This is a genomic window from Paraburkholderia mimosarum LMG 23256 = NBRC 106338, assembly GCF_000739815.1.
GTDB classification, from domain to species: Bacteria; Pseudomonadota; Gammaproteobacteria; order Burkholderiales; family Burkholderiaceae; genus Paraburkholderia; species Paraburkholderia mimosarum.
Window position 1 is genome coordinate 118,046 of the sequence record NZ_BBJJ01000013.1, and the last position, 20,525, is coordinate 138,570.

The following is a 20,525-nucleotide window of genomic DNA, read 5'->3' on the forward strand; positions in this document are numbered from 1 at the left end:
ATGTTCGCCTACATTTTTCGACGTTTATTGCTGATGGTGCCGACACTGATCGGCGTCGTCACGCTCACGTTCGTCGTCACGCAGTTCGTGCCCGGCGGCCCGGTCGAACAGATCATGGCGCAACTGCGCCATGGCAATGCGACGCGCGGCGGCGAGACCGGCGCAGGCGGTGGCGGCTATCACGGCAGCCAGGGCGTGGATCCGCAACAGATCGAGCAGATCAAGAAGGAATTCGGCTTCGACAAGCCTCCGCTCACGCGCTATTTCCTCATGCTCAAGAACTACGCAACGTTCGATCTTGGTCAGTCGTATTACCAGCACGACAGCGTCTGGAACGTGATCCGCTCGAAGCTGCCGGTTTCCATCACGCTCGGCTTGTGGACAGTGCTGCTAACTTATGTGATATCCGTGCCGCTCGGCATCGCCAAGGCGGTGCGCAACGGGTCGCGATTCGACACGGTGACGAGCGTGCTCGTGCTCACTGGCTATGCGGTGCCGGGCTTCGTGCTCGGCGTGCTCCTGCTGATGCTGTTCGGTGGCGGCTCGTTCTGGCAGGTGTTCCCCATGCGGGGCCTCACGTCCGATGATTTCGCGGACCTGAGCCTCGCGGGTAAGGTGCTCGACTACCTGTGGCACATCGTCCTGCCGGTGACGGCCTCGGTGGTCGGGAACTTCGCGATCGTCACGATCCTCACGAAGAACACCTTCCTCGAAGAGATCGGCCGCCAGTACGTGCTAACCGCGCGGGCAAAAGGCGCGCCCGAGCGCGACGTGCTGTGGAAACACGTCTTGCGCAACGCGGCCATTCCGCTCGTCACGGGCCTTCCCGCCGCGTTCATTGGCGCTTTCCTGAACGGCAACCTCCTGATCGAAACGCTGTTCTCACTGGACGGCATGGGCCAGCTCTCATACGACTCGGTTATCCGCCGCGATTACCCCGTCGTGCTGGGCTCGCTGTTTCTTTTCACGCTGATTGGCCTCGTAACCAAACTCATTGCTGACGTCTGCTATGTCCTCGTCGACCCCCGCATCCAGTTCCACCGCCTGGACCGCTGAAACCGCCGCCGTTGCGCACGCGCCGTCGGTCTCGCCCTGGCGCCGTACGTGGCAGCGCTTTCGCGCACAGCCGCTCGGCTATTGGAGCCTTGTCATCTTCGTCACGCTGTTTGCGATCAGCATGCTCGGCGAGGTGCTCGCCAATGACCGGCCGCTCGTCGTGCGTTACGACGGTCAATACTACTTCCCGATCGTGAAGGATTATCCGGAGACGATCTTCGGTGGCGACTTTCCGGCGAGGACCAACTACCTCGACCCGTATATCCGGCAGCGCCTCGAATCGAACGGCAATTTCGCGATCTATCCGCCCAATCATTTTCATTACGACACAATCGACTACTTCGCGGCGCGACCGTATCCGTCCGCACCCTCGGCCACGAACTGGCTCGGCACCGATCAGTTCGGCCGCGACGTGCTTTCGCGGTTGCTCTACGGTTTCCGGCTTTCGGTGCTGATGGCCCTGGCGCTGACGGTGTCCGGCGTCGCATTGGGCGTGTTGACGGGCGCGGTGCAGGGTTTCTATGGAGGACGCACCGATCTCATCGGGCAGCGGCTCATCGAGATCTGGAGTTCGATGCCCGACCTCTACCTGCTCATCATCTTCGCCTCGATCTTCGAGCCTACGCTTTGGCTGCTGTTTATCCTGCTTTCGATGTTTGGATGGCTGGTGCTTTCCGATTACGTGCGCGCTGAGTTCCTGCGCAACCGGTCGCTCGACTACGTGAAGGCGGCGCGAACGATGGGTCTCTCGAACTGGCAGATCATGTGGCGCCACGTGTTGCCCAACAGCCTGACGCCGGTCATCACGTTCCTGCCTTTTCGGATGAGTGCGGCCATTCTCTCGCTCACCAGTCTGGACTTCCTCGGGCTCGGTGTGCCGCCGCCTACCCCAAGCCTTGGAGAACTGCTGCAAGAGGGCAAGAACAATCTCGAGGCATGGTGGATCTCGCTCTCGGCTTTCGCGGCGCTCGTCATTACGCTGCTGCTGCTCACGTTCATGGGCGATGCACTGCGTAACGCACTCGATACGCGCAGGCGTGGATCGGCATTCGGCGGAGGTAAATAATGAATCGTCCTTTGCTGGAAATCGAGCGTTTCAGCGTGCGCTTCGGCGAGAAACAGGCAGTGCGCGAGCTGAATCTCTCTATTGCACGCGGTGAACGCGTGGCGCTAGTCGGCGAATCAGGCTCGGGCAAGAGCGTGACGGCGCTGTCGATCCTCGGCCTTGTCGAGCACGCAAGGTTCACTGGGCGGATGCTGTTCGACGGCGAGGATCTGCTGCAGAAAACCGAGCAGGAGATGCGCGGCATTCGCGGAGCCGATATCGCCATGGTCTTTCAGGAGCCGATGACCGCCCTGAATCCGCTGTATACGATCGGCAAGCAAATTGCCGAAAGCCTGCGCCTGCACGAGGGGCTGAGCGCCGACGCGGCGCGTGAGCGTGGTATCGAGTTGCTGCGGCGGACCGGCATTCCCGAACCGGAGCGCCGCATCGACAGCTTTCCCCACCAGTTGTCCGGCGGACAGCGTCAGCGTGCGATGATCGCGATGGCGCTCGCGTGCCGCCCGCGCCTGTTGCTCGCCGACGAGCCCACGACTGCGCTGGACGTGACCGTGCGCCAGCAGATCGTCGATTTGCTGATCGACCTGCAGGAGCAGGAGGCCGCGACGCGTGGCATGGCCATATTGCTCATCACGCATGACCTGAACCTCGTGCGGCGCTTTGCGCAGCGCGTCGCGGTAATGGAAAAGGGCGTCCTCGTCGAGACGAACACGACCGCAGAGCTCTTTTCGAGCCCGCAGCATCCCTACACGCAGCGCCTGCTCGGTAGCGAACCGCGTCGGGAGGTGGCGCCGGTCGCGGTGGATGCACCGCCCATTCTCGAAGTGAAGGGCCTTGCCGTGGACTACCGCACGGCGGCGAAGGGCTGGCGCTCGCTGTTCGGCAGCTCGACGTTCCGTGCCTTGCACGAAGCGGATCTGTGTCTGCGGCGCGGCGAAACGCTCGGCATCGTCGGTGAGTCGGGCTCCGGAAAATCGACGCTTGCGGCCACCGTGCTCGGGCTGAAGGGCGCGGCGGCGGGCGAGATCCGCATCGACGGCATCGCGCTTTCGGAGCAACGCAAGGCGGGCGCGCGCCGCGCGCTGTACTCGCGTATGCAGGTGGTGTTTCAGGATCCGTTCGGCTCGCTTTCTCCGCGCATGACGATCGAGCAGATCGTTGGGGAGGGGCTGGCCGTGCACAGGCCGGAGATCGACGGCGCGGCTCGGCGCATGCGTATTGCATCACTTCTCGAGGAAGTGGGCCTGCCCGCCGATTCGATGCAGCGCTACCCCCACGAGTTTTCGGGCGGCCAGCGCCAGCGTATCGCCATTGCGCGCGCACTGGCGGTCGAGCCGGAGCTGATCGTGCTCGACGAGCCGACCAGCGCGCTCGACGTCTCGATTCAAAAACAGGTGCTTGCGCTGCTGACGAACTTGCAGAAGAAGTACAAGCTGAGTTATTTGTTCATCACGCATGATCTGGCCGTCATGCGCGCAATGGCGCATCGCGTGATCGTGATGAAAGCGGGCCGTATCGTCGAGCAGGGTGACACACACGACGTGCTGCACGCCCCGTTTCATCCTTACACGCAATCGCTGCTGGCTTCGTCGATGCTGGACGAGCCGGCGGCGCTACAGGAGAAGTTCGCATGATCGAAGAGCGTTGGGTGCAGGGCGCGCGCACGCTGAAGAGCAGCGCCGATTTCTGGTCGCTGCGCATGGTGGACGAAGTCATCGAGGACCACGTGGTGCGCAACGACATCGCGCAGCCGCTGCGTGTGGTGCGCGAGCGCGGCGCCATGCTGACGGCCTGGGCCGGTGCGGGCGCCGGCTATGCGGCTACCGCCGACCTCAGTGCCGAGGGGCTCCAGCGTGCGCTCGACATCGCCACGGCGCGGGCGTTCGCCTGTGCGCAAGTTTCGTTGATCGATCATCGCCGCCTTGCGCGCCCCGTGGCGAGCGGCAGCTATGCTTCGCCGAACGTCGACGCGCCGCTTCCCACCCGCCGCGAGTGGCTCGGCCAGCTCGCGCACGAATGCGCGTCGGCGAACCTCGACGCGCGCATCGTCGAGCGCGTGGCGAGCATGCATGTTGCGCACACCGATCAGCTCTATCTCACGAGCGACGGCGTGCGTATCGAGCAGCGCTTTCGCTACCTCATGCCAGGACTGAGCGTGGCCGCGCATGCCAACGGCGACACCCAGGTGCGAACGCTGGCCGGCGACCACGGCGCGCTCGGGCAGGGAGGCATCGAGATACTCGCACGGCACGGCTTCGATGGCGCCGGCGCCCGTGTGGCCGACGAGGCGCTGCAACTGCTCGCGGCGCCGAATTGCCCCTCGGGCAGGCGCGACCTGCTGCTGATGCCGGACCAGATGATGCTGCAGATTCACGAGTCGATCGGTCACCCACTCGAACTGGACCGGATTCTCGGCGATGAGCGCAACTTCGCTGGCTGGAGCTTTGTGAAGCCGGAGATGTTCGGCAGCTATCAGTACGGTTCCCCGTTGCTGAACGTGACGTTCGACCCGGAACTGCAGGAAGAAGCCGCTAGCTATGCCTTCGACGACGAAGGCAGTTCGGCCAGCAAACAATACCTGATCCGTAACGGCGTGCTGGAGCGGCCGCTCGGCGGCGCGCTCTCGCAGCAGCGCGCCGGGCTGCCAGGGGTCGCGAACTCGCGTGCGGCCAACTGGAATCGCCCGCCTATCGACCGCATGGCGAACCTGAACATCGAGCCCGGCACAGAGACATTCGCCGAGATGATCGCAAACATCGAAAACGGCATTCTGATGACTTCGAATACGTCATGGTCCATCGACGACCATCGCAACAAGTTCCAGTTTGGTTGCGAATACGGCCGGCTCATCGAGAACGGCAAGCTCACGCAGGTCGTCAAGCGTCCTAATTATCGCGGCATCTCGGCGAGCTTCTGGCGCAGTCTCGTTGCCGTAGGCGACGCGAGCACCCGCGAGGTTTACGGCACGCCGTATTGCGGCAAGGGGGAACCCGCGCAGGTGATTCGTGTGGGGCACGCGTCACCCGCGTGCGTCTTCAGCAACGTAGACGTATTCGGAGGCGCCTGATGAGCGGCACACTCATTGCAAGCGAGCGTGTGGCGGTGGATTGGCACTCGCATTTCATGATGCTCGCCGATGCGATCGACGGGTTGTTGCTGGCTGGTGAAACGGCGCTCACTTCCTTTGCGGCAGAGCAATCGGACTTCATTCGTTTCAACGGCGGCAAAGTCCGGCAGATGGGTCTCGTCTCGCAGGGCAAGCTCACGCTCCGGCTGATCGACGGCGCGCGCCAGGCGTATTCCACGCTCGACATCTGCGGCAATGCCGATCAGGATCTGCGTGACGTTGGCGCTGCATTGCAGACGCTTCGCTCGGGCCTGCGCGATGCCCCTGATGATCCGCATCTGCTCTACGACACGACAGCGTGGCAGCGTTCGACGCGGCGCACGGGAAGGCTGCGCGATCCGCATGCGCTCATCCATGTGGTGGCCGAATGCGCGCGAGGGCTCGATTTCGTGGGCTTCTACGCGGGCGGCATGCTCGCGCGCGGTTTCGCCTCCAGTTGCGGCAGCCGTGGCTGGCACGAAGTCGAGAACTTCTGCTTCAGCTGGTCGCTCTATCATCCTGGCGGCCGCGCCATCAAGACGACTTATGCGGGCGAGAACTGGGACGACGCGAAGTTCGCCAGCAAGGTGCAGGAAGCGGCGGCACGCCTGCCCGTGCTGGCGCTCGCACCGCGAGCGCTGGGGCCGGGCCGGTACCGTGCCTGGCTCGCGCCGGCGGCGCTCGAAGAGCTGCTGGGCGTTGCTGCGTGGGGCGGCTTTTCGTCGCGCGCGCAGGCGACGTCGCAGAGCCCGCTTTACCGGCTGCATGGCGGCGAGCTTTCACTCGACGCGCGCGTTTCGCTCACTGAAGACCTCGGCCTCGGTATTACCCCTGCCTTCAACGACGACGGCTATTTGCGCGAAAGCGTGCCGCTCGTGCGTGAGGGAAGGAGCGTCGCGCAAATGACGAACGCACGGACGGCGCGAGAGTACGGCCTCGTACCCAACGGTGCGCTGGCGAGCGAGGCGCCGTCGTCGCTTTCGATGCCGGGCGGCGACCTCGCCGATGCGGACGTACTCGCCGCGCTCGGCACGGGGCTCTACGTGGGCAACCTGTGGTATGTGAACTTCTCGGACCGCATGAGCTGCCGCCTGACCGGCATGACGCGTTTTGCGACGTTCTGGGTGGAGGAGGGGCGTGTCGTTGCACCGGTAGACGCCATGCGCTTCGACGACAATCTGTACGGCCTGCTGGGCGAGCGCCTCGAACGTCTCGGCGCGCAGCCCGAGCTGCGCTTGTCCGAAGACACATGGGGCCAACGTGCGACGGGCGGCATGCAACTGCCGGGGGTGCTGGTGAAGTCGTTTGAACTGACACTGTAGCGTGCCTGGCCGTACCTGACGACTCGAACACGAAGGAAACAACAATGCAGTCGAGCTTACCCGAGGGGATCGTCGTGCGCGCGTTACGCCCCGGCGATGCAGAAGCGCTGCATGCGCTGCGGCACTGCCCTTCAATCGTGCGGGGCAATGCGGACGCACCGTATGATTCCGTCGCACAGACGCGCGAGTGGATCGCGAGCGTGGTATCGCCCGCTGTCATCATTGGCGCGTGGGTGGGCGACACCATCGTGGGCGAGGCTGGACTGCATCCGCAGAAGCTGCGCCGCGCGCACGTCGGCGAGATCGGCATCAGCGTCCACGACGAATGGCAGCGCCGTGGCGTCGGGACGTTCCTCATGGGGCAGATCCTGGACTTCGCCGATAACTGGCTCGGCCTGCGGCGGCTCGAACTTCACGCTTACACCAACAATGCGGCCGCGTTAGCGCTCTACCGAAAATGCGGCTTCGAAATCGAGGCACGTTTGCGCGGCGCCGTATTGCGAGACGGAGTGCTCGCCGACTTCTTCTTGATGGCGCGCCTGCACGATCCGCTGCCTCTCGCCCCGGAGTAATGCCCATGCATGTCCCGACGCCATCGCCCGCGTTCACATCACCCGGTACGATTCGCGTGCGTACCTGCGAGCCCGCAGACTTCGACGCGATCGCCGACTTGATGAATCAGCCAGGTGTGCGCCACGGCACGCTATTGAGCGGCTGGCGCACTCCGGAAGCTTTGCGTGCGTGGTATGAGAGCCGGCCAGCCGGCTGCATCACGATTTGCGCCGAAATCGACGGACGCGTGGTCGGGCAATCGCATCTCGAAGTTGCGAAGCCGCGCCGCTCACACTGCGCTTCGGTGGGTTTCGGCGTGCACGATGCCTGGCAGGGCCGCGGCGTAGGCAGCGCGCTGATGGCGGCGATCATCGCCTGCGCCGACCAGTCGCTGGGCCTGCGCAGGCTCGAACTCCAGGTATTCGCCGACAACGAGGCCGCCATCGCGCTCTATCGCAAGTTCGGCTTCGTCGTAGAGGGCCGCTCGCGCGGCGCCGCGATGCGCGACGGCGTGCTTGCCGATACGCTTCACATGGCGCGCTACGCCGAAGCACCATCGTTCGCTTCCCCCTTGACCTCGTAACCGGATCTACGCGCGCGTGCCCTTTTTCTTCATCGACAGGCCGGTCTTCGCATGGGTCATCGCGCTCGCGATCCTGGTGGCGGGCGTGCTCGCGATTCCCATGCTGCCGGTCGCGCAGTATCCGCAGCTCTCGCCGCCGCGCATCGTCATCAGCGCCGAGTATCCGGGCGCATCGGCGGAGGAGGGGGCAAACAACGTCGCGAGCGTGATCGAGGAGAGCCTCGATGGCGCCGAGGGACTGCAGTACTACGAAACAACCAGCGACGCACTGGGCGACCTGGAGATCGACGTGACCTTCACGCCGGACACCAATCCCGACATCGCCCTCGTGGACGTACAGAACCGGCTGAAGCAGGTCGAGGCGCGCCTGCCTCAGCAGGTGGTGCAGCAGGGCATCGACGTGGAGAAGTCGTCGAATACGTTCCTGATGCTCGTCGCGCTCACGTCCACCGACGGCACGCGCGATTCCGCGCAGTTGAGCGACTACCTGAACCGCTTCATCCTGCGCGACCTCAAGCGCGCGCCGGGCGTTGGCGCGGCGGAGCTCTGGGACGCCGACGAGGCCATGCGCATCTGGCTCGATCCAGTCAAGCTGCGCGAATACGGACTCACGGCGGCCGAGGTCAACGCGGCCATTGCCGCTCAGAACTCGCCGGTGACGGCGGGCACGCTCGGCAACGCGCCGTTCGTGAATGGGCAGCAAGTCACCGAGTCGGTGAGCGTGAAGGGACAACTCGCAACGCCCGACGAGTTCGGCCAGATCGTGCTGAAGGCGAAGACGGATGGCTCGCTCGTGCGCCTGCGCGATATCGCGCGCGTGGAACTCGGCCGCGCCGACTACTCGTTCTACTCGCGGCTGAACGGTAAACCCGCGGCGACCGTGGGTATCCATCTCGGGCCCCGCGGCAACGCGCTTGCGACCTCGCATGCGATCCGTGCGCGCCTGGCCGGTTTGTCCACGCGTCTGCCGCCGGGCATGGCGATCCAGATTCCATTCGATACCGCCTACTTCGTGCGCGTGGCGATCCACGAAGTAGTGATGACGCTCATCGAAGCCGTGGTGCTGGTATTTGCGGTGATGTGGCTGTTCCTGCGCGACCTGCGCTCCACGCTCGTGCCCACGGTGGTGATCCCCGTTACGCTCATGGGCGCATTCGTGGCGCTGTATTGGGCCGGGATGTCGATCAACGTGTTCACCCTGTTCGGGCTCGTGCTCGCAATCGGCATACTGGTGGACGATGCCATCGTCGTGGTGGAGAGCGTGCACCGCGTGATGCACGAACGTGGGCTCGCACCGCGCGAGGCCACGTTCGCCGCGATGAGGCACATCGGCGGCGCGATTGTCGGCGTGACGGCGGTACTCACTGCCGTGTTCGTGCCGATGCTGTTCTTTAGCGGCAACGTGGGCGGCATCTACCGGCAGTTCGCAGTGGCAATGATCGCGTCGATGCTGTGTTCGTCGTTCATGGCGCTCACGCTCACGCCGGCGCTTTGCGCGAGTTTGTTAAGGATGCCAAGGCGAGTGCCGCATCCCCAACGCGGTTTGGCGGCGCAAGCGGAACGGGCCTCCCGCGGCTATCGGGCGCTCGTCGCCGCGCTGCTGCGGCGCGGCCCGCGTGTGCTCGCGATTTACGCCGTGCTCTGTGCGCTGGGGGCGCTGCTGTACTGGAAGCTGCCGCAGGGTTTCCTGCCGAGCGAGGACGAAGGGCAGTTGCAGGTGATGATTCAGTTACCCGCGGGCGCCACGCAGGCCCGCACGCTCGACGTGGTAAAGCGCGTGGAATCGATCCTCGGCAAGCAGCCGGCCGTAGGCAACGTAACGAGCGTGGTGGGCTGGAGCTTCGCAGGCAGCGGGCAGAACGTGGCGATGGCGTTCGTCGAACTCAAGCCGTGGGGTCGGCGCGGCAAGGACGAGATGGACGCGCAGGCTGTGCGCGACGCGCTCAACGCGCAATTCGGCACCCTCCTCGAAGGCGACGTGCAGGTCATGCTGCCTTCGGCGGTGCCGGGCATCGGCCACTCCGAGGGCTTTACGTACCGGCTGGAGGATCGCGGCGGCATCGGCATGGGCGGGTTGAAGGCCGCGCGCGACCAACTGATCGAGGCGGCCGGCAACAGCCGTGTGGTGGCGCAGATCCACTCGGAGGACCTGCCCGATGCGCCGCGCGTGGAACTCGACGTCGACCGCGACAAGGCCTACGCGTATGGCGTATCGTTCGACCGCATCTCCGACGTGCTGGGCAGCACGTTCGGCTCCAGCTACGTCGACGACTTTCCGGCGGGCGGGCGCATGCGCCGCGTGATCGTCGCAGCCGACGCACCCACGCGCATGAACGACAGCCAGTTGCTCGACCTCCCTGTGCAGAACACGTTCGGCACAACCGTGGCAATGTCGTCGATTGCGGCGACGCACTGGACGCTCGGCCCCGTGATGCTGAGCCGCTACAACGGTTATCCGTCACTCGACGTGACGGGGCGCGCGGCGCCGGGCCATAGCTCGGGCGAAGCGATGGCCGAAATGGCGCGGCTCGCGCTCGCTCTGCCCGAAGGCGTGTATGGCGAATGGACCGACGCCGCGTTCGAAGAAGTAGAGGCCACGCGCCAGACGCCGCTCCTCATCGGCCTCTCGCTGCTGGCGGTGTTCATGGTGCTGGCGGCGCTCTACGAGAGCTGGATCACGCCGCTTTCCGTGCTGCTGGTCGTTCCGCTCGGCGCGCTCGGCGCAGTGAGCGCGATGCTCCTGCGCGGGCTGCCCAACGACATCTATTTCAAGGTGGGAATGGTGACCGTGATCGGCCTTGCGGCGAAGAACGCCATCCTGATCGTGCAGGCCGCGAGCGTGCGCCGCACGGGCGGGTTGCCGCTGCGCGCCGCGGTTTTGGGCGCGAGCGTCGAACGGCTGCGGCCTATCGTGATGACTTCTGCGGCGTTCGTGCTCGGCGTGCTGCCGCTCGCGTTCTCGCAGGGCGGCGGCGCGCAAAGCCGGCACGCCATCGGGACGGGAGTGCTCGGCGGCGTGATCGCGGCGACGCTGCTTGGACTCGTGTTCACGCCAGTGCTCTACTACGCGGTGGTATCGCGCGTGGCGGCGCGACCTGTGGATCGCGTACCGCCGCGCCGAAGCGAGCACACAGCGCAACAGACGAAAGAGGCCGAAACGGAGGCGCCCTGACTTCCCCATGCGCCTATGGCTGATTGGTCGCCGCGCAGCAGGCGGATAACTCAATGCGCGGGTAGGCGGAAATCAGAACAGACGCGGCGTGCCCACCCAGAGCAGTACGGTTTCCTGATCGGAAGTATTGCTCCAGGCGTGTGGCACTGTCGATTCGTAGTGCGCGCTGTCGCCCGCGCGGACCACGAACGTCTGTCCTTCCAGCGTGAGGGTCACTTCACCGGAGAGCACATGCAGGAACTCTTCACCTGCGTGCGTGGTGACTTCGCTGGAGCGCTCGCCGGGTGGCATGCGCACGAGAATGGCTTCGAGCTGGCGGCCGCCGGACGGATTGGTCAGGCGTGCGTAAAGGTCGGCAGAATTGGCAAAGCCGAAAAATTTCAGATCCTGGCCACGGCACACGCAGCCCGCTTCGGTGGGCGCATCGACGAAATAGCTTACCGGCACGCCCAGCGCCTTCGCGATGCTCACGAGCGAGGTGATCGAGGGGGTGGCGCGATCGCGTTCAACCTGCGAGAGAAACGGCTTTGAGAGCTGCGCCGCGCTGGCGATGTCATCGAGCGTACGGCCTTGTCTCTGGCGCAGTCCGCGAATCTTGCTCCCTACGGAAACGACGTTCAGTGATTCAACGGGTTTCGAAACCATGACGGAATATTGTTGTCTGTTGAATATGTTTTAATCCGAAACCCGGATTGGGCGAAAGCCCGATCTTGTCGTGCACTTTGGGTCTCCATTCATTTCCATTGCTCCGGCACGGTCTATATCTGGCGATTTCAGAGACAAACCGGCCGACAAGTAATGGAATATGCCGATCACCGCCGGGATTGCAATTCGAATTCCCCCTGCGTACGTCGGCGATCATGCCTTGACGCCAGTTGACGGAAGCGCCGTTGCCCCGGCGTGCCGTCTGCGGCCCATAAACGATAGCATGAAAGCCGCAGCGTACCACCGTTTTGCGGCGTGCTAAAAACAATCCGTCATTTCAAGCATCCTTTCGAGTTTCGGATTACGGAGAAATGCTGAGAGAGTAGCGCTCGGAAAAAAAGCTTGGTTCGCTTGCGGTTAATCGCAAGCCATGAGCTGGCGGATCACGAGCACCGGATCGGCGATGCGCAGGCTCAGCGTCCGTTGATCGACGCCGCGATGCGGTCGGAGAGCTCCCCCAGTACGCGGCTGAGCGCTGCGGCCTGCGCCGCCGCGTCCTGCCCCGTGACTTCTGCATTGAGCGTCGCCTGTTGCGTGAGGCTGGTCTGGACGGGCTGCCCCGAGAGCAGCGCCCAGCTCGCTTGCAGCGTCAACGTCGCACTCGCGGTGGTTTCGCAGTCCAGCACCGTGACGACCAGCGTACGCGTGCCAGCGGGCGCCGGCGCATCGGGGAAGACGAAGGCGCCCGCGGGCAGGCGCTTCTCGAGGTTTTGCGCAAGCGCGGAGCGCATCATCTGCGCGAGGGGGGCGCCCCAGCGGGCGGTATCGTCGATTTTCAGGCGGTTCGGCCCGGTCTGCGTGACGACTTCGGGGCGGTCGAGCACGGCGGGAATGTGCACGGCGCTCAGTTGCACCGGTGCCATTGGCCTGGTCGAAAGTGGCATGCCGGCGCCGGCGCCGGTGGCGTCGAGCGTGAGGTAGTGCGTGGGCGCGCTGTGGCCGCAGCCCGCGAAGCTCATCGGGGCCGCCAGCAATGCAGCGCCGAGGGTGCGCGCCAGGCTTCGCCACGCAATCGGCAAGGCGCGATGGGGAGGCTTGGCGAGCTGGTGCGTCATGGGTTCGTTTCCGGTGCTTTGCCGCGCAGCAGCGCTTCTGGGTGGCGGTCGAGATAATCGGCCAGGGCGCGAACCGAGCGGGCCGTATCGGTCAGCTCGCGCAGCGCGGCGGGTAGATCGTTCTGGCTGGTGGCATCAGCGCCCAGCGTGCGATTGGCGGCGGCAACGGTGCGGTCGGCCGCGTTCGCGGTTTCGCGCAGCTGCGCGACGAGCGGCCCGATCTGCGGCGTCACCTGCCCGAGTGTCTGATCGATCTGCGCCACGGAACGGTCGATATGGCTCAGGCTGTCGCGGATCTGCGGCGAACTGCTGAGCGCGTTGACGTGCGCCGCGATACTGCGGACCTGATCGCCCGTTTCCTTGATCGGCAGGGCATCGAATTTCTTGATGACGTCGTTTGCGCGAGACGCCATGGTGTCGAAATCGGCGGGCGCTACGCTGGGTATCACGGGCAGGCCGTTATCGGATGTCAGCGTCGCGCTCGCCGCGAGCGGCACGAAGTCGAGGTTGACCTTGCGCGCCCCGACGAGCGGCGGGTCTTGCGACAGGCGCGCACGCAGGCCTTGCGCGATGAGGCGCTTCATCATGCCGTCGACGGGCGGCCGCCAGTCGCCGTTCGAGGGCGGCGGCGCGCCCACGATGCCAAGCATCGCAGGGTCGATTGCGATCTGCACAGGCGTGCTGAGTGCGCCGGTGCGCGCGTCGTAGCTCAGGCGCACGTTCGTGACGGTCCCGACATGAAAGCCGCGCAATTGCACATCGGCGCCCGCGTCGAGGTCACCCGCCGCGCCGTCGAACCGCACGATATAGCGCACCATGGGGCCGTGCTGCGGGGCGAGCGCGGGCCGGCGGTCGGCGCCGTCGAATCGGGTCGCCGGCTGACCGGGGCCCGGCTCCATGACGATTTCGGGCCCCGCAAGCAGCGCCTTCAATGATGAAGGATCGCTCAAATCAAGCTTCGCGCCGCGCAGAAAGAAGCGTGTGCCGGTGCGCAGATATCGATCTTCGGGGCGTTCGATCCTGAGTTTTACCTCGACATGCTGCCCGTCGGGTGCGAGCGAAAGGTCCGACACCGCGCCCACTTTCACGCCGCGAAGGGTGACGATGGTGTCGTCGGGCTTCATGCCGAAGGCGTTATCGAACGTCACCGTGACGGTTTGGCCGTCTTGCACCAGCGCACGAATGCCGAGCCAGCCGGTCACGGCGATTGCCGCGATTGGCACGGCCCAGATCCAGCCCGGCCACGCGCTGTGCCGCACCTGCGCCTGTGTGCGATGAGAACGCCCGCCGCTCATGATCGTTTCCGCGCGTCCCATAGCAGACGCGGATCGAATGCGCGTGAAGCCGCCATCGTGAAGAAAACGACGAGGGCGAACGCCGTTGCACCTATGGCGGGCCGCGTTGTCGCAATACCCTCGAAATGGATGAGCGGCACGAACGCGGCGATCGTGAACACATCGACATTGGACCAGCGTCCAAGCTCGTCGATCCAGCGATAAAGATGCGCCTTCGCACGCAGATGCCTGCGCGAGCCGCGAACCACGGAGGCTATGAACCATGCCATGCCGGCGACCTTGACAATGGGTATCACGACGCTCGTGCAGATGATGAGGATACCGAATGGCCAAAGGCCGGCGTGAAAGAGCTGATAGACACCATCGACGATACGGTGCGAATCATGCTTGCCGAGATGCTGCGACTCGGTCATCGGGTAAAAATTGGCCGGCGCCGTTAGCACCAGCGCCGCCAGCGACAGCGCCGCTGCGCGCACCACGGCGTCGCGTTTGCGTGCCCGTAGTTTCAGGCCGCAGCGGGGGCAGGGCTGCCCTTCCTGCGAAATGGGGACGACGAGATCGCACACAGGGCACGATAGCGCGGGTTCGCCTGCATTCTGTTGCTCCGGAGCGATCGCGCGCCAGACGGTCCGGCGATCGAGCGAGGCGCGCGTGAGCATCGACATGAGCGCGGCGACAATGAAGCAATAGCCGCCCGGTCCTATCGTGGCGGTGAGATCTTGCGTGATGCGCGCATAGCCGACGAAGCAGCCCACGAGATACACGTCGGGCATCGTCCAGACGTCGAGTTGGGTGGTCCAGCGAAAGAGCCTGCCGATACCGGCGAAAGGCCGGTCGATGCTCACGGCGGCGAGCACGACCATGAGCGCGCCAAAGCGCACGAACGGCAGCACGATGCCGCAGATGCCGAGCAAGAGCGCGAGAATGATCCAGTCGTCTCGCCAGATCGCTAGTATTCCTGATGAAAGAACGGACGAGCGCTCCACGCCCAACAGGTGAACCGTCATGAGCGGGGCGAGATTGGCGGGGAGTAGCAGCGCGAATGTCGTCGTCGCGCAGGCGAGCGCCGCGCTGACGCTGCGGCCGCTGCGCCGCTCCAGCGGATAGTGGCAGACCCGGCAGCGCGCGAACGAGCGCGGTTCGAGCGGCGGAATCTGCTCGAGTGTGCCGCATTCCGGACAGCCGATCGTCATGCGAATCCGTCCGCTGGCTGTTGGCCCGCGCGCGGCGGCTGTGATGCGAACAGGTTGCTGCTGCTCATGTGCGCCGCTCCATTGACGCCTCGTGATCGCTACCTCGCGCGTTCGCGAGGCGAGTTCCAGCGCGCGCGCATGGGCCGTTCCTGGTGCCGCGAGAGAGTTCTTGGGGCAGGGCGCGGGGCGTGCTTCGCGCCTGGCGGGGCCTGCAAGGTGAACAACTAATCGGGGATCGGTGCGGTCGACGTGGTACGCGACGACGGACACATGGTTGAAGTTCGCCGGTAGCCCTCGAGCAAGCACGCGCTGTCCTTCAGCGCGTCGTACAGTTCGGACGCCAAAGCTGCGTTCTCGCCGCGGCACTGCAAGAGGGCAACGCGGCTTTCCTGCTCCGCCACCAGCGTCATAGCCCTGGCGATACGCCCGTCCTGCAGCTCGGCTTCGCTTGGCTGCCGCGCGGATGCGGCCGAGCTCGCAGGAGGCCCGCGACTATTGCGCTGCTCGAGGGCATCCAGCAGGAGATGGGGATCGAACGGCTTGCGCAGAAACGTTTCAGTGGATATTCGTGAATCCGGCTCGTCGCCTGAGATCAAAATTACCAAAATGCTGGAAAAACGCGGTATCGCCCTGAGCATGGAGACAGCGTCCGGGCCGTCCAGGATCGGCATTTCAACGTCGGAGACGATCACGTCTGGTGTATCGGACAACGCCGCCTGAACCGCTTCGAGTCCATTGCGCGCCGTGGTTACGACATGCCCCGCCTCGTGAAGGAAGATCCGAAGCGTTTCGCATACCGCTGTGTCATCGTCCGCCAGAAGCACCCGACTCATACGTGGGTTCACCTCCCTGTTGCTTTGCAGCATCGCGCGTTCCCGGGTCCGCCATTCCGCTCGCCCACGACGCCGCTCGACGAAACGCACACGAGGCGCGCATTGCCGGGAATGAAAATGTAATTATCGAAAGTCGATTGACGGCTCATGGGGAGCCGTCAAACACGCGCCGTCGTACCCGCCGCCTTTTCGCGCTCCAGCAGCGGGTAGGCGAGCGCGCAAATGTGCGACTGAATGCGCACGAGATCGCGCAGTACGTCGAGGTGCAGCGAACTCGAGGCCAGGCTGTCCGGCTGTCCTTCGCGGAGCCGTTCGAGGTGGCGTTCGCGCGCCGAACGTTCGAGGCGTCGCAGCGCCTGCTTGTCGGCGATGAGCTGCGCCGCGGTCTGCTGCCGTCCCGACACGAGCAGCGCCTGCGCGCGGTGAAAACTCCCGGTCACCGAGCGGTGCAACATGAGCAGTTCCTCGGTCCCTTCTGCCGAAAAACTCAGTTGCATCTTGATCTTCTTTTGCGCGATTTCCAGCAGATTTTTTTCGATGATATCGCCAATATGCTCGAGATTGATGACGGCCGTCATGATCTCCGATGCCCAGCGACGGTCCTCTTCGGTCAGCGGCTCGCGCGTCACCTGGGTGACGTAGCGCTTGATCGCATCGTGGAGCACGTCAACGGCGTCGTCGCGGCTCGCGACATGAGTCACCGCGCGCCGGTCATTGGCAAGCAGGACAGGCACGCTCTCGCATAGCATCGTCTCGACGATCTCGCTCATTCTGATCACTTCGCGCGCCGCACACGCAAGTGCCAGCGTCGGCGTCGGCAGTGCGCTTTCATCGAGGTAGCGCGGCGAGCCCGTGTCGCCGGGTGCAGCAGGCGCGGGCATCATCCGCTCCAGCAGACGGGCGACCGGGTCGAGCAGTCCGATGAACACGACTGCAATGGCGATGTTCAGTCCAGTGTGGAAATCGGCAATTGCGCGGCTTGCGTCGCCGGGCAGGCCGTCGAGCAGGCGCGCGAGCGGCGAGCAGAGGGTGACCAACACCACGCACACGCCGCCGCGCAGCAGCAGGTTGCCGGCGGGCAATCTGCGGCGACTGCGGTCGTCGCCCTTCGCCGCCTCGAAATACGGGTTGAGCGCACTGCCGACGTTCGCACCCAGCACCAGCGCGATCGCAATATCCAGCGGGACTGTATGCAGTTTCGCGAGCGACATCACGAACAACACGACCGGAATGCTCGAATGTGCGGCCCACGTTAGCATGCAAGCGAGCACCGCGTTGAGCGCCGGCTCGCCAGACAGCGCTCCGAGTACCGTACGCACTGCGGGCGCGGTCTCGGCAGGCTGCACAGTCGAAATAAGGAGGGAAAGGGCAAGCAGCATCAGGCCGAGCCCGATCGATGCACGGCCGACGTCCCGGAGGCGCGAAGCCTTGCCCCTTTCGAAGAGCACCACGCCCGTCAGCAGGCAAGCAGGCGACATCCAGCTGAGATCGAGCGAAAACGCCTGCACGATGAGCGTCGAGCCCACATTCGCGCCAAGCATCACGGCGAGCCCCGTTACCGATCCCATCAGCCCGCGCGCCGCGAAGGAGGACGCGATCATGCCGGTTGCGGTACTGCTCTGCAGTGCGCCGGTGATAGCAAGGCCCGCGCAAAACGCGTTGAAGCGGTTGCCGAGACTTCTCGCCATGACGCGCCTGAGCGAGGCGCCGAACGCGCGCATGAGCCCGGACTCGACCATGTGCAGGCCCCAGGTGAGCAGTGCAATGCCGCCTGCGAGATGAAGCACGACAGCGACCACCTGCGCCTCCTTGTTGCGCCTGCAACCGGCTCTGTTTTCTCCGGCAGCGGCGGGCAATCAGACCGTTGTAACGCGGCGTTTGCGAAGCTGGGTATAGAAGAGATTGACGATCTCTCGCGTCGGGACGCTTGTCGTGACAGCGGCAATTCTCGACGGCTGAATCCAGCAGCAGCGCACGATCTCGTTTGCAGGTCGCGGAACAGCACACGCGGGCAGGTCGAAAACAAACACATGGTGCAGCTTGTTTAGTCCTCCGAACGCAAGCAGATAGCTCATCGAGCCGGCGGACCCGGACGTGAATATCGTCGTTTCCTCGTACATCTCCCGTTGGGCGGCTTGCAACGCAAGCTCGTTGCGCTTGATCGTGCCGCCGGGGAGCGTCCAGCGCCCGCGCCCGCGCGTGACCAGAAGGATCCGGCCGTCTTTGCTGCACAAAATGGTTGCGCGGTTTTTCATACACCGAACTCGTGATTCTCACTGAGCTACTTGACGAGCGAGCGAATCCCTCGCATTTTCGGAACATCAGCCGTTGTTGATCCCCGATACCCCGGCTTCGTGCTTAGCTCAGCATTTTATGGGCCTGAGGTCGGATGCACGCCAACAAGGTAGGCTGTCCGCCCCCCGGCCGGCCGCTGGCCTGCCTGTTCATAAGGAATGGTTTACGTACAGGCGTCAGACATTGTTTCTGGTGGTGGAGCGGATATGCTGATATGTGCCATGTACAAGTCCTTTCCAGCCAGAATGGCGGGGTCATGGCAACCCGAAGATCTCAAGAAAGAGAACGAGTGAAACATGTATCGAAGCTACGAATACGGCGGATTTACGCTGGAAGTTTCAGTCGATGTGGACGCTGTCAGGATCGGGCCCGTCAGGGAAGCGCAGGCTGTTCCTGTCTATGTCGCCGTTGTCCGCATTTCCAGAGATGGGCATGCAATGGCGATCTTCTCCCCGTTGAGCTTTGGAGTTCCCCGTGGCAGTCCGTTCTCAAGCGAGATCGACGCGCTCATGGGCGGCTATAGTGCAGGGCGCAAGATCGTCGACGACTTCTTTCACTGAATTCGCCCGGGTTGGGGAAGTGTTGCGCTGGCCTGCCCACTGACGACTACATCCAGTGTCGCCCCGCGACGGCACCGTTGCAGAATCCTATTCGAGTGCGCTTATCCTGTATCTATTGCCGTTAATGATTTTATAGACAATGGCGAATGGAAATTTCCTGCTTATGAGATCTATCAGAGAATCGTTGTTGCAATAGATCTCTTCCGGCCCGAGGATTTCAATGGCCTTCAAACTCAAATGATAGTCGCCCTCCAGTACAAGGTAATAGTCCACCGTCCACTCATCTTTCAGTTTCAAGGGGAAGACGGGATCGTTGATAGCCAATACCTTCTTATAACGTTGATCCTCCAGCAGCGCCTCGCCCGATCTCAGGAAATCATCCAGGCACCGGCGACCCGTGACGTACCTCTCCCAGGGCAAAATCGCACGCACAGTGGAGCAATCCTTGCTGTAGTCGGGTTTCGCCCGGCTATTTCCGTGGCGTACCAAGGCCAATACCTTGATTAAAGACGCATCTTTTACAAGAGACAGCAAGTAGTCGCGACAATTGTTCAGTGTGTATCCGACTCCTGCAATATCCTCCACCAACAAGATTTTCCTTCCGTTACCGACGCAGGACTCGATCAGGTCGAAAACTTCGAAATTCCTGATTTCAGCCCTTGCTTGTGGGCGGTTATAATAAAGAAAATCCGCGGGAATACCCAGCATCTGGGATAGCATCAGGGCAGGTATCGCGCCTCCGCGCAAGACGCCTAAGATCAACCCTACGTCGTCCTGAACAAGTTGCTCCCTCTGTGACAGACAAAATGTTTCTATTTCATTGTAGTCATAGAAATAAACGGGATACCCGGCGAATTCGGTGTCCATCTGTCTCCCCTTTATTTGCGGGACGCAAATTAGTCGACTAGATCACCGGCCAAAGGCGCCACATCCCGTTCAGCGCCATGGTGGTGTACCGCAAAGAAGTGCTGCTATCGCCGGACCTCTTCCGCGAGCTGTGAAATTGGCAAGTTCGCAGATCTGGCGCCCCAAATGCAGCTTTCATTTCACTCCTTCGACGTTCCCGCGTCACTTGGAAATTATTCCACGGTTGACAGGCGGAGTGGGCGGCGGACTCAGGCCATCTGACGAGGGTCTTGCGAAAGCGCATGAGCGAGAACACGAATAGCGCACTGCCGATCACGGCGAACCACAGGAACGGCCGCCAGACCACGGCAATGCCCGCGCCGCGAAAGAGCATGGCTTGGCCCAACTCGACGAAGCGCGTGGTGGGTGCGACGAGCATGATGTTCTGCACGAACTGGGGCATGGACTCGCGCGGCGTGCTTCGCGCATGCGTTGACGGGATATGGCATAGCGAGTGCCCGTGCTGCGAGCGGATGACATCTATAGCGAGTCAAAGTCATCTGCATGAAGCTTGAGCTGCGTCGCGGCAGGCTGCGCGGTGTTGCGGCCGGGGTGCGCAGCGCGTCTCCGCATGGCGCAACGCTGACGCCGTGCGCGGGCATCCAGTACTTTCGCAGGGACGGCCTGCGCGTCAGAAGTACGAGTGCAGCTCGCCGCTTCAAGGCCCACATATGCTCGGTATTGTCGCGTCGTTTGCGATCTCCCTTTGCATTGGAGGCCGATCGAGGCGCTGATCTTGCGGTCGGGCGGATCACGCTATCAATCGGCCTCAGCATCGGCCTGCCCGTCACTTGACGCGCTCGGCGGGACCGAACCGGCCAAACGATGG

General features: G+C 63.7%; 17 protein-coding genes and 1 pseudogene. 9 read left to right on the forward strand and 9 right to left on the reverse strand.

Annotated elements, in window-relative coordinates:
- The 8 genes from BMI01S_RS12760 to BMI01S_RS12795 are packed head-to-tail and all read left to right on the forward strand — an operon-like array spanning position 1 to position 10,854.
- Positions 1-1,056 carry a microcin C ABC transporter permease YejB gene (locus BMI01S_RS12760; protein WP_028214235.1) on the forward strand — a complete coding sequence of 352 codons (1,056 nt, stop codon included), beginning with the start codon at positions 1-3 and terminating at the stop codon, positions 1,054-1,056.
- Positions 1,010-2,122 carry an ABC transporter permease gene (locus BMI01S_RS12765; protein ID WP_028230838.1) on the forward strand — a complete coding sequence of 371 codons (1,113 nt, stop codon included), beginning with the start codon at positions 1,010-1,012 and terminating at the stop codon, positions 2,120-2,122. Before BMI01S_RS12760 ends, BMI01S_RS12765 begins: the two co-directional genes overlap by 47 nt.
- Entirely contained in the window at positions 2,122-3,753 is a 1,632-nt protein-coding gene (locus tag BMI01S_RS12770) for an ABC transporter ATP-binding protein (protein ID WP_028230839.1), read from the forward strand. The genes BMI01S_RS12765 and BMI01S_RS12770 overlap by 1 nt, the downstream gene beginning before the upstream one ends.
- The gene (locus BMI01S_RS12775; RefSeq protein ID WP_028230840.1) at positions 3,750-5,186 is read left to right on the forward strand and encodes a TldD/PmbA family protein; all 1,437 of its coding nucleotides are present in this window, start codon (positions 3,750-3,752) and stop codon (positions 5,184-5,186) included. The genes BMI01S_RS12770 and BMI01S_RS12775 overlap by 4 nt, the downstream gene beginning before the upstream one ends.
- Positions 5,186-6,547: a TldD/PmbA family protein gene (locus BMI01S_RS12780; RefSeq protein WP_028230841.1), complete on the forward strand. Its 1,362-nt coding sequence runs from the start codon at positions 5,186-5,188 to the stop codon at positions 6,545-6,547. Before BMI01S_RS12775 ends, BMI01S_RS12780 begins: the two co-directional genes overlap by 1 nt.
- A 44-nt stretch (positions 6,548-6,591) precedes the next feature.
- Positions 6,592-7,119 carry a GNAT family N-acetyltransferase gene (locus tag BMI01S_RS12785; protein WP_028230842.1) on the forward strand — a complete coding sequence of 176 codons (528 nt, stop codon included), beginning with the start codon at positions 6,592-6,594 and terminating at the stop codon, positions 7,117-7,119.
- A gap of 5 nt (positions 7,120-7,124) precedes the next feature.
- Positions 7,125-7,682, forward strand: coding sequence for a GNAT family N-acetyltransferase (locus tag BMI01S_RS12790; protein ID WP_042289382.1), 558 nt, complete (start codon positions 7,125-7,127; stop codon positions 7,680-7,682).
- Positions 7,683-7,698: 16 nt separating this feature from the next.
- Positions 7,699-10,854 (forward strand): multidrug efflux RND transporter permease subunit, encoded by a 3,156-nt coding sequence (locus BMI01S_RS12795; RefSeq protein WP_028230843.1) that lies wholly within the window; start codon positions 7,699-7,701, stop codon positions 10,852-10,854.
- A gap of 72 nt (positions 10,855-10,926) precedes the next feature.
- On the opposite strand, the gene BMI01S_RS12800 is transcribed toward BMI01S_RS12795, so the two are convergent.
- From BMI01S_RS12800 to BMI01S_RS12830, 7 genes are all read right to left on the reverse strand, one after another.
- Positions 10,927-11,499 (reverse strand): cupin domain-containing protein, encoded by a 573-nt coding sequence (locus tag BMI01S_RS12800; protein ID WP_028230844.1) that lies wholly within the window; start codon positions 11,497-11,499, stop codon positions 10,927-10,929.
- A 473-nt stretch (positions 11,500-11,972) separates the two neighbouring features.
- Entirely contained in the window at positions 11,973-12,614 is a 642-nt protein-coding gene (locus BMI01S_RS12805; protein WP_028230845.1) for a PqiC family protein, read from the reverse strand.
- Positions 12,611-13,909, reverse strand: coding sequence for an MlaD family protein (locus BMI01S_RS12810; RefSeq protein WP_028230846.1), 1,299 nt, complete (start codon positions 13,907-13,909; stop codon positions 12,611-12,613). The genes BMI01S_RS12805 and BMI01S_RS12810 overlap by 4 nt, the downstream gene beginning before the upstream one ends.
- Positions 13,906-15,102: a paraquat-inducible protein A gene (locus BMI01S_RS12815; protein WP_028230847.1), complete on the reverse strand. Its 1,197-nt coding sequence runs from the start codon at positions 15,100-15,102 to the stop codon at positions 13,906-13,908. Before BMI01S_RS12815 ends, BMI01S_RS12810 begins: the two co-directional genes overlap by 4 nt.
- A gap of 224 nt (positions 15,103-15,326) precedes the next feature.
- A complete protein-coding gene (locus BMI01S_RS38090; RefSeq protein WP_051381404.1) occupies positions 15,327-15,968 on the reverse strand; it encodes a response regulator in 642 nt (213 codons plus the stop codon).
- A gap of 125 nt (positions 15,969-16,093) precedes the next feature.
- Positions 16,094-17,734 (reverse strand): Na/Pi cotransporter family protein, encoded by a 1,641-nt coding sequence (locus tag BMI01S_RS12825; RefSeq protein WP_028230848.1) that lies wholly within the window; start codon positions 17,732-17,734, stop codon positions 16,094-16,096.
- A 57-nt stretch (positions 17,735-17,791) separates the two neighbouring features.
- Positions 17,792-18,190, reverse strand: a complete 399-nt coding sequence (locus BMI01S_RS12830) for an NUDIX hydrolase (protein WP_042289385.1) — start codon at positions 18,188-18,190, stop codon at positions 17,792-17,794.
- A 336-nt stretch (positions 18,191-18,526) separates the two neighbouring features.
- Here BMI01S_RS12830 and BMI01S_RS12835 point away from each other — a divergent pair, with 336 nt between their 5' ends.
- Positions 18,527-18,790 carry a hypothetical protein gene (locus BMI01S_RS12835; protein ID WP_028230849.1) on the forward strand — a complete coding sequence of 88 codons (264 nt, stop codon included), beginning with the start codon at positions 18,527-18,529 and terminating at the stop codon, positions 18,788-18,790.
- A gap of 87 nt (positions 18,791-18,877) precedes the next feature.
- Here the strand turns inward: BMI01S_RS12835 and BMI01S_RS12840 are convergent, their stop codons facing one another.
- Complete coding sequence (locus BMI01S_RS12840; protein WP_028230850.1) at positions 18,878-19,657, reverse strand: phosphoribosyltransferase; 780 nt, start codon at positions 19,655-19,657, stop codon at positions 18,878-18,880.
- Positions 19,658-19,919: 262 nt separating this feature from the next.
- Positions 19,920-20,114, reverse strand: a pseudogene (locus tag BMI01S_RS38925) (hypothetical protein); the annotation flags it as partial.
- Positions 20,115-20,525 lie beyond the last annotated feature (411 nt).

Excerpts from the sequence above, each read along its gene's own strand:
- BMI01S_RS12775 (WP_028230840.1), top strand. The coding sequence starts at position 3,750 with ATGATCGAAGAGCGTTGGGTGCAGGGCGCGCGCACGCTGAAGAGCAGC.
- BMI01S_RS12830 (WP_042289385.1), bottom strand. The coding sequence starts at position 18,190 with ATGAAAAACCGCGCAACCATTTTGTGCAGCAAAGACGGCCGGATCCTT.
- BMI01S_RS12815 (WP_028230847.1), bottom strand. The coding sequence starts at position 15,102 with ATGACGATCGGCTGTCCGGAATGCGGCACACTCGAGCAGATTCCGCCG.
- BMI01S_RS12760 (WP_028214235.1), top strand. The coding sequence starts at position 1 with ATGTTCGCCTACATTTTTCGACGTTTATTGCTGATGGTGCCGACACTG.
- BMI01S_RS12765 (WP_028230838.1), top strand. The coding sequence starts at position 1,010 with ATGTCCTCGTCGACCCCCGCATCCAGTTCCACCGCCTGGACCGCTGAA.
- BMI01S_RS12835 (WP_028230849.1), top strand. The coding sequence starts at position 18,527 with ATGTATCGAAGCTACGAATACGGCGGATTTACGCTGGAAGTTTCAGTC.
- BMI01S_RS12840 (WP_028230850.1), bottom strand. The coding sequence starts at position 19,657 with ATGGACACCGAATTCGCCGGGTATCCCGTTTATTTCTATGACTACAAT.
- BMI01S_RS12810 (WP_028230846.1), bottom strand. The coding sequence starts at position 13,909 with ATGAGCGGCGGGCGTTCTCATCGCACACAGGCGCAGGTGCGGCACAGC.
- BMI01S_RS12800 (WP_028230844.1), bottom strand. The coding sequence starts at position 11,499 with ATGGTTTCGAAACCCGTTGAATCACTGAACGTCGTTTCCGTAGGGAGC.
- BMI01S_RS38090 (WP_051381404.1), bottom strand. The coding sequence starts at position 15,968 with ATGCTGCAAAGCAACAGGGAGGTGAACCCACGTATGAGTCGGGTGCTT.
- BMI01S_RS12785 (WP_028230842.1), top strand. The coding sequence starts at position 6,592 with ATGCAGTCGAGCTTACCCGAGGGGATCGTCGTGCGCGCGTTACGCCCC.
- BMI01S_RS12780 (WP_028230841.1), top strand. The coding sequence starts at position 5,186 with ATGAGCGGCACACTCATTGCAAGCGAGCGTGTGGCGGTGGATTGGCAC.
- BMI01S_RS12770 (WP_028230839.1), top strand. The coding sequence starts at position 2,122 with ATGAATCGTCCTTTGCTGGAAATCGAGCGTTTCAGCGTGCGCTTCGGC.
- BMI01S_RS12790 (WP_042289382.1), top strand. The coding sequence starts at position 7,125 with ATGCATGTCCCGACGCCATCGCCCGCGTTCACATCACCCGGTACGATT.
- BMI01S_RS12805 (WP_028230845.1), bottom strand. The coding sequence starts at position 12,614 with ATGACGCACCAGCTCGCCAAGCCTCCCCATCGCGCCTTGCCGATTGCG.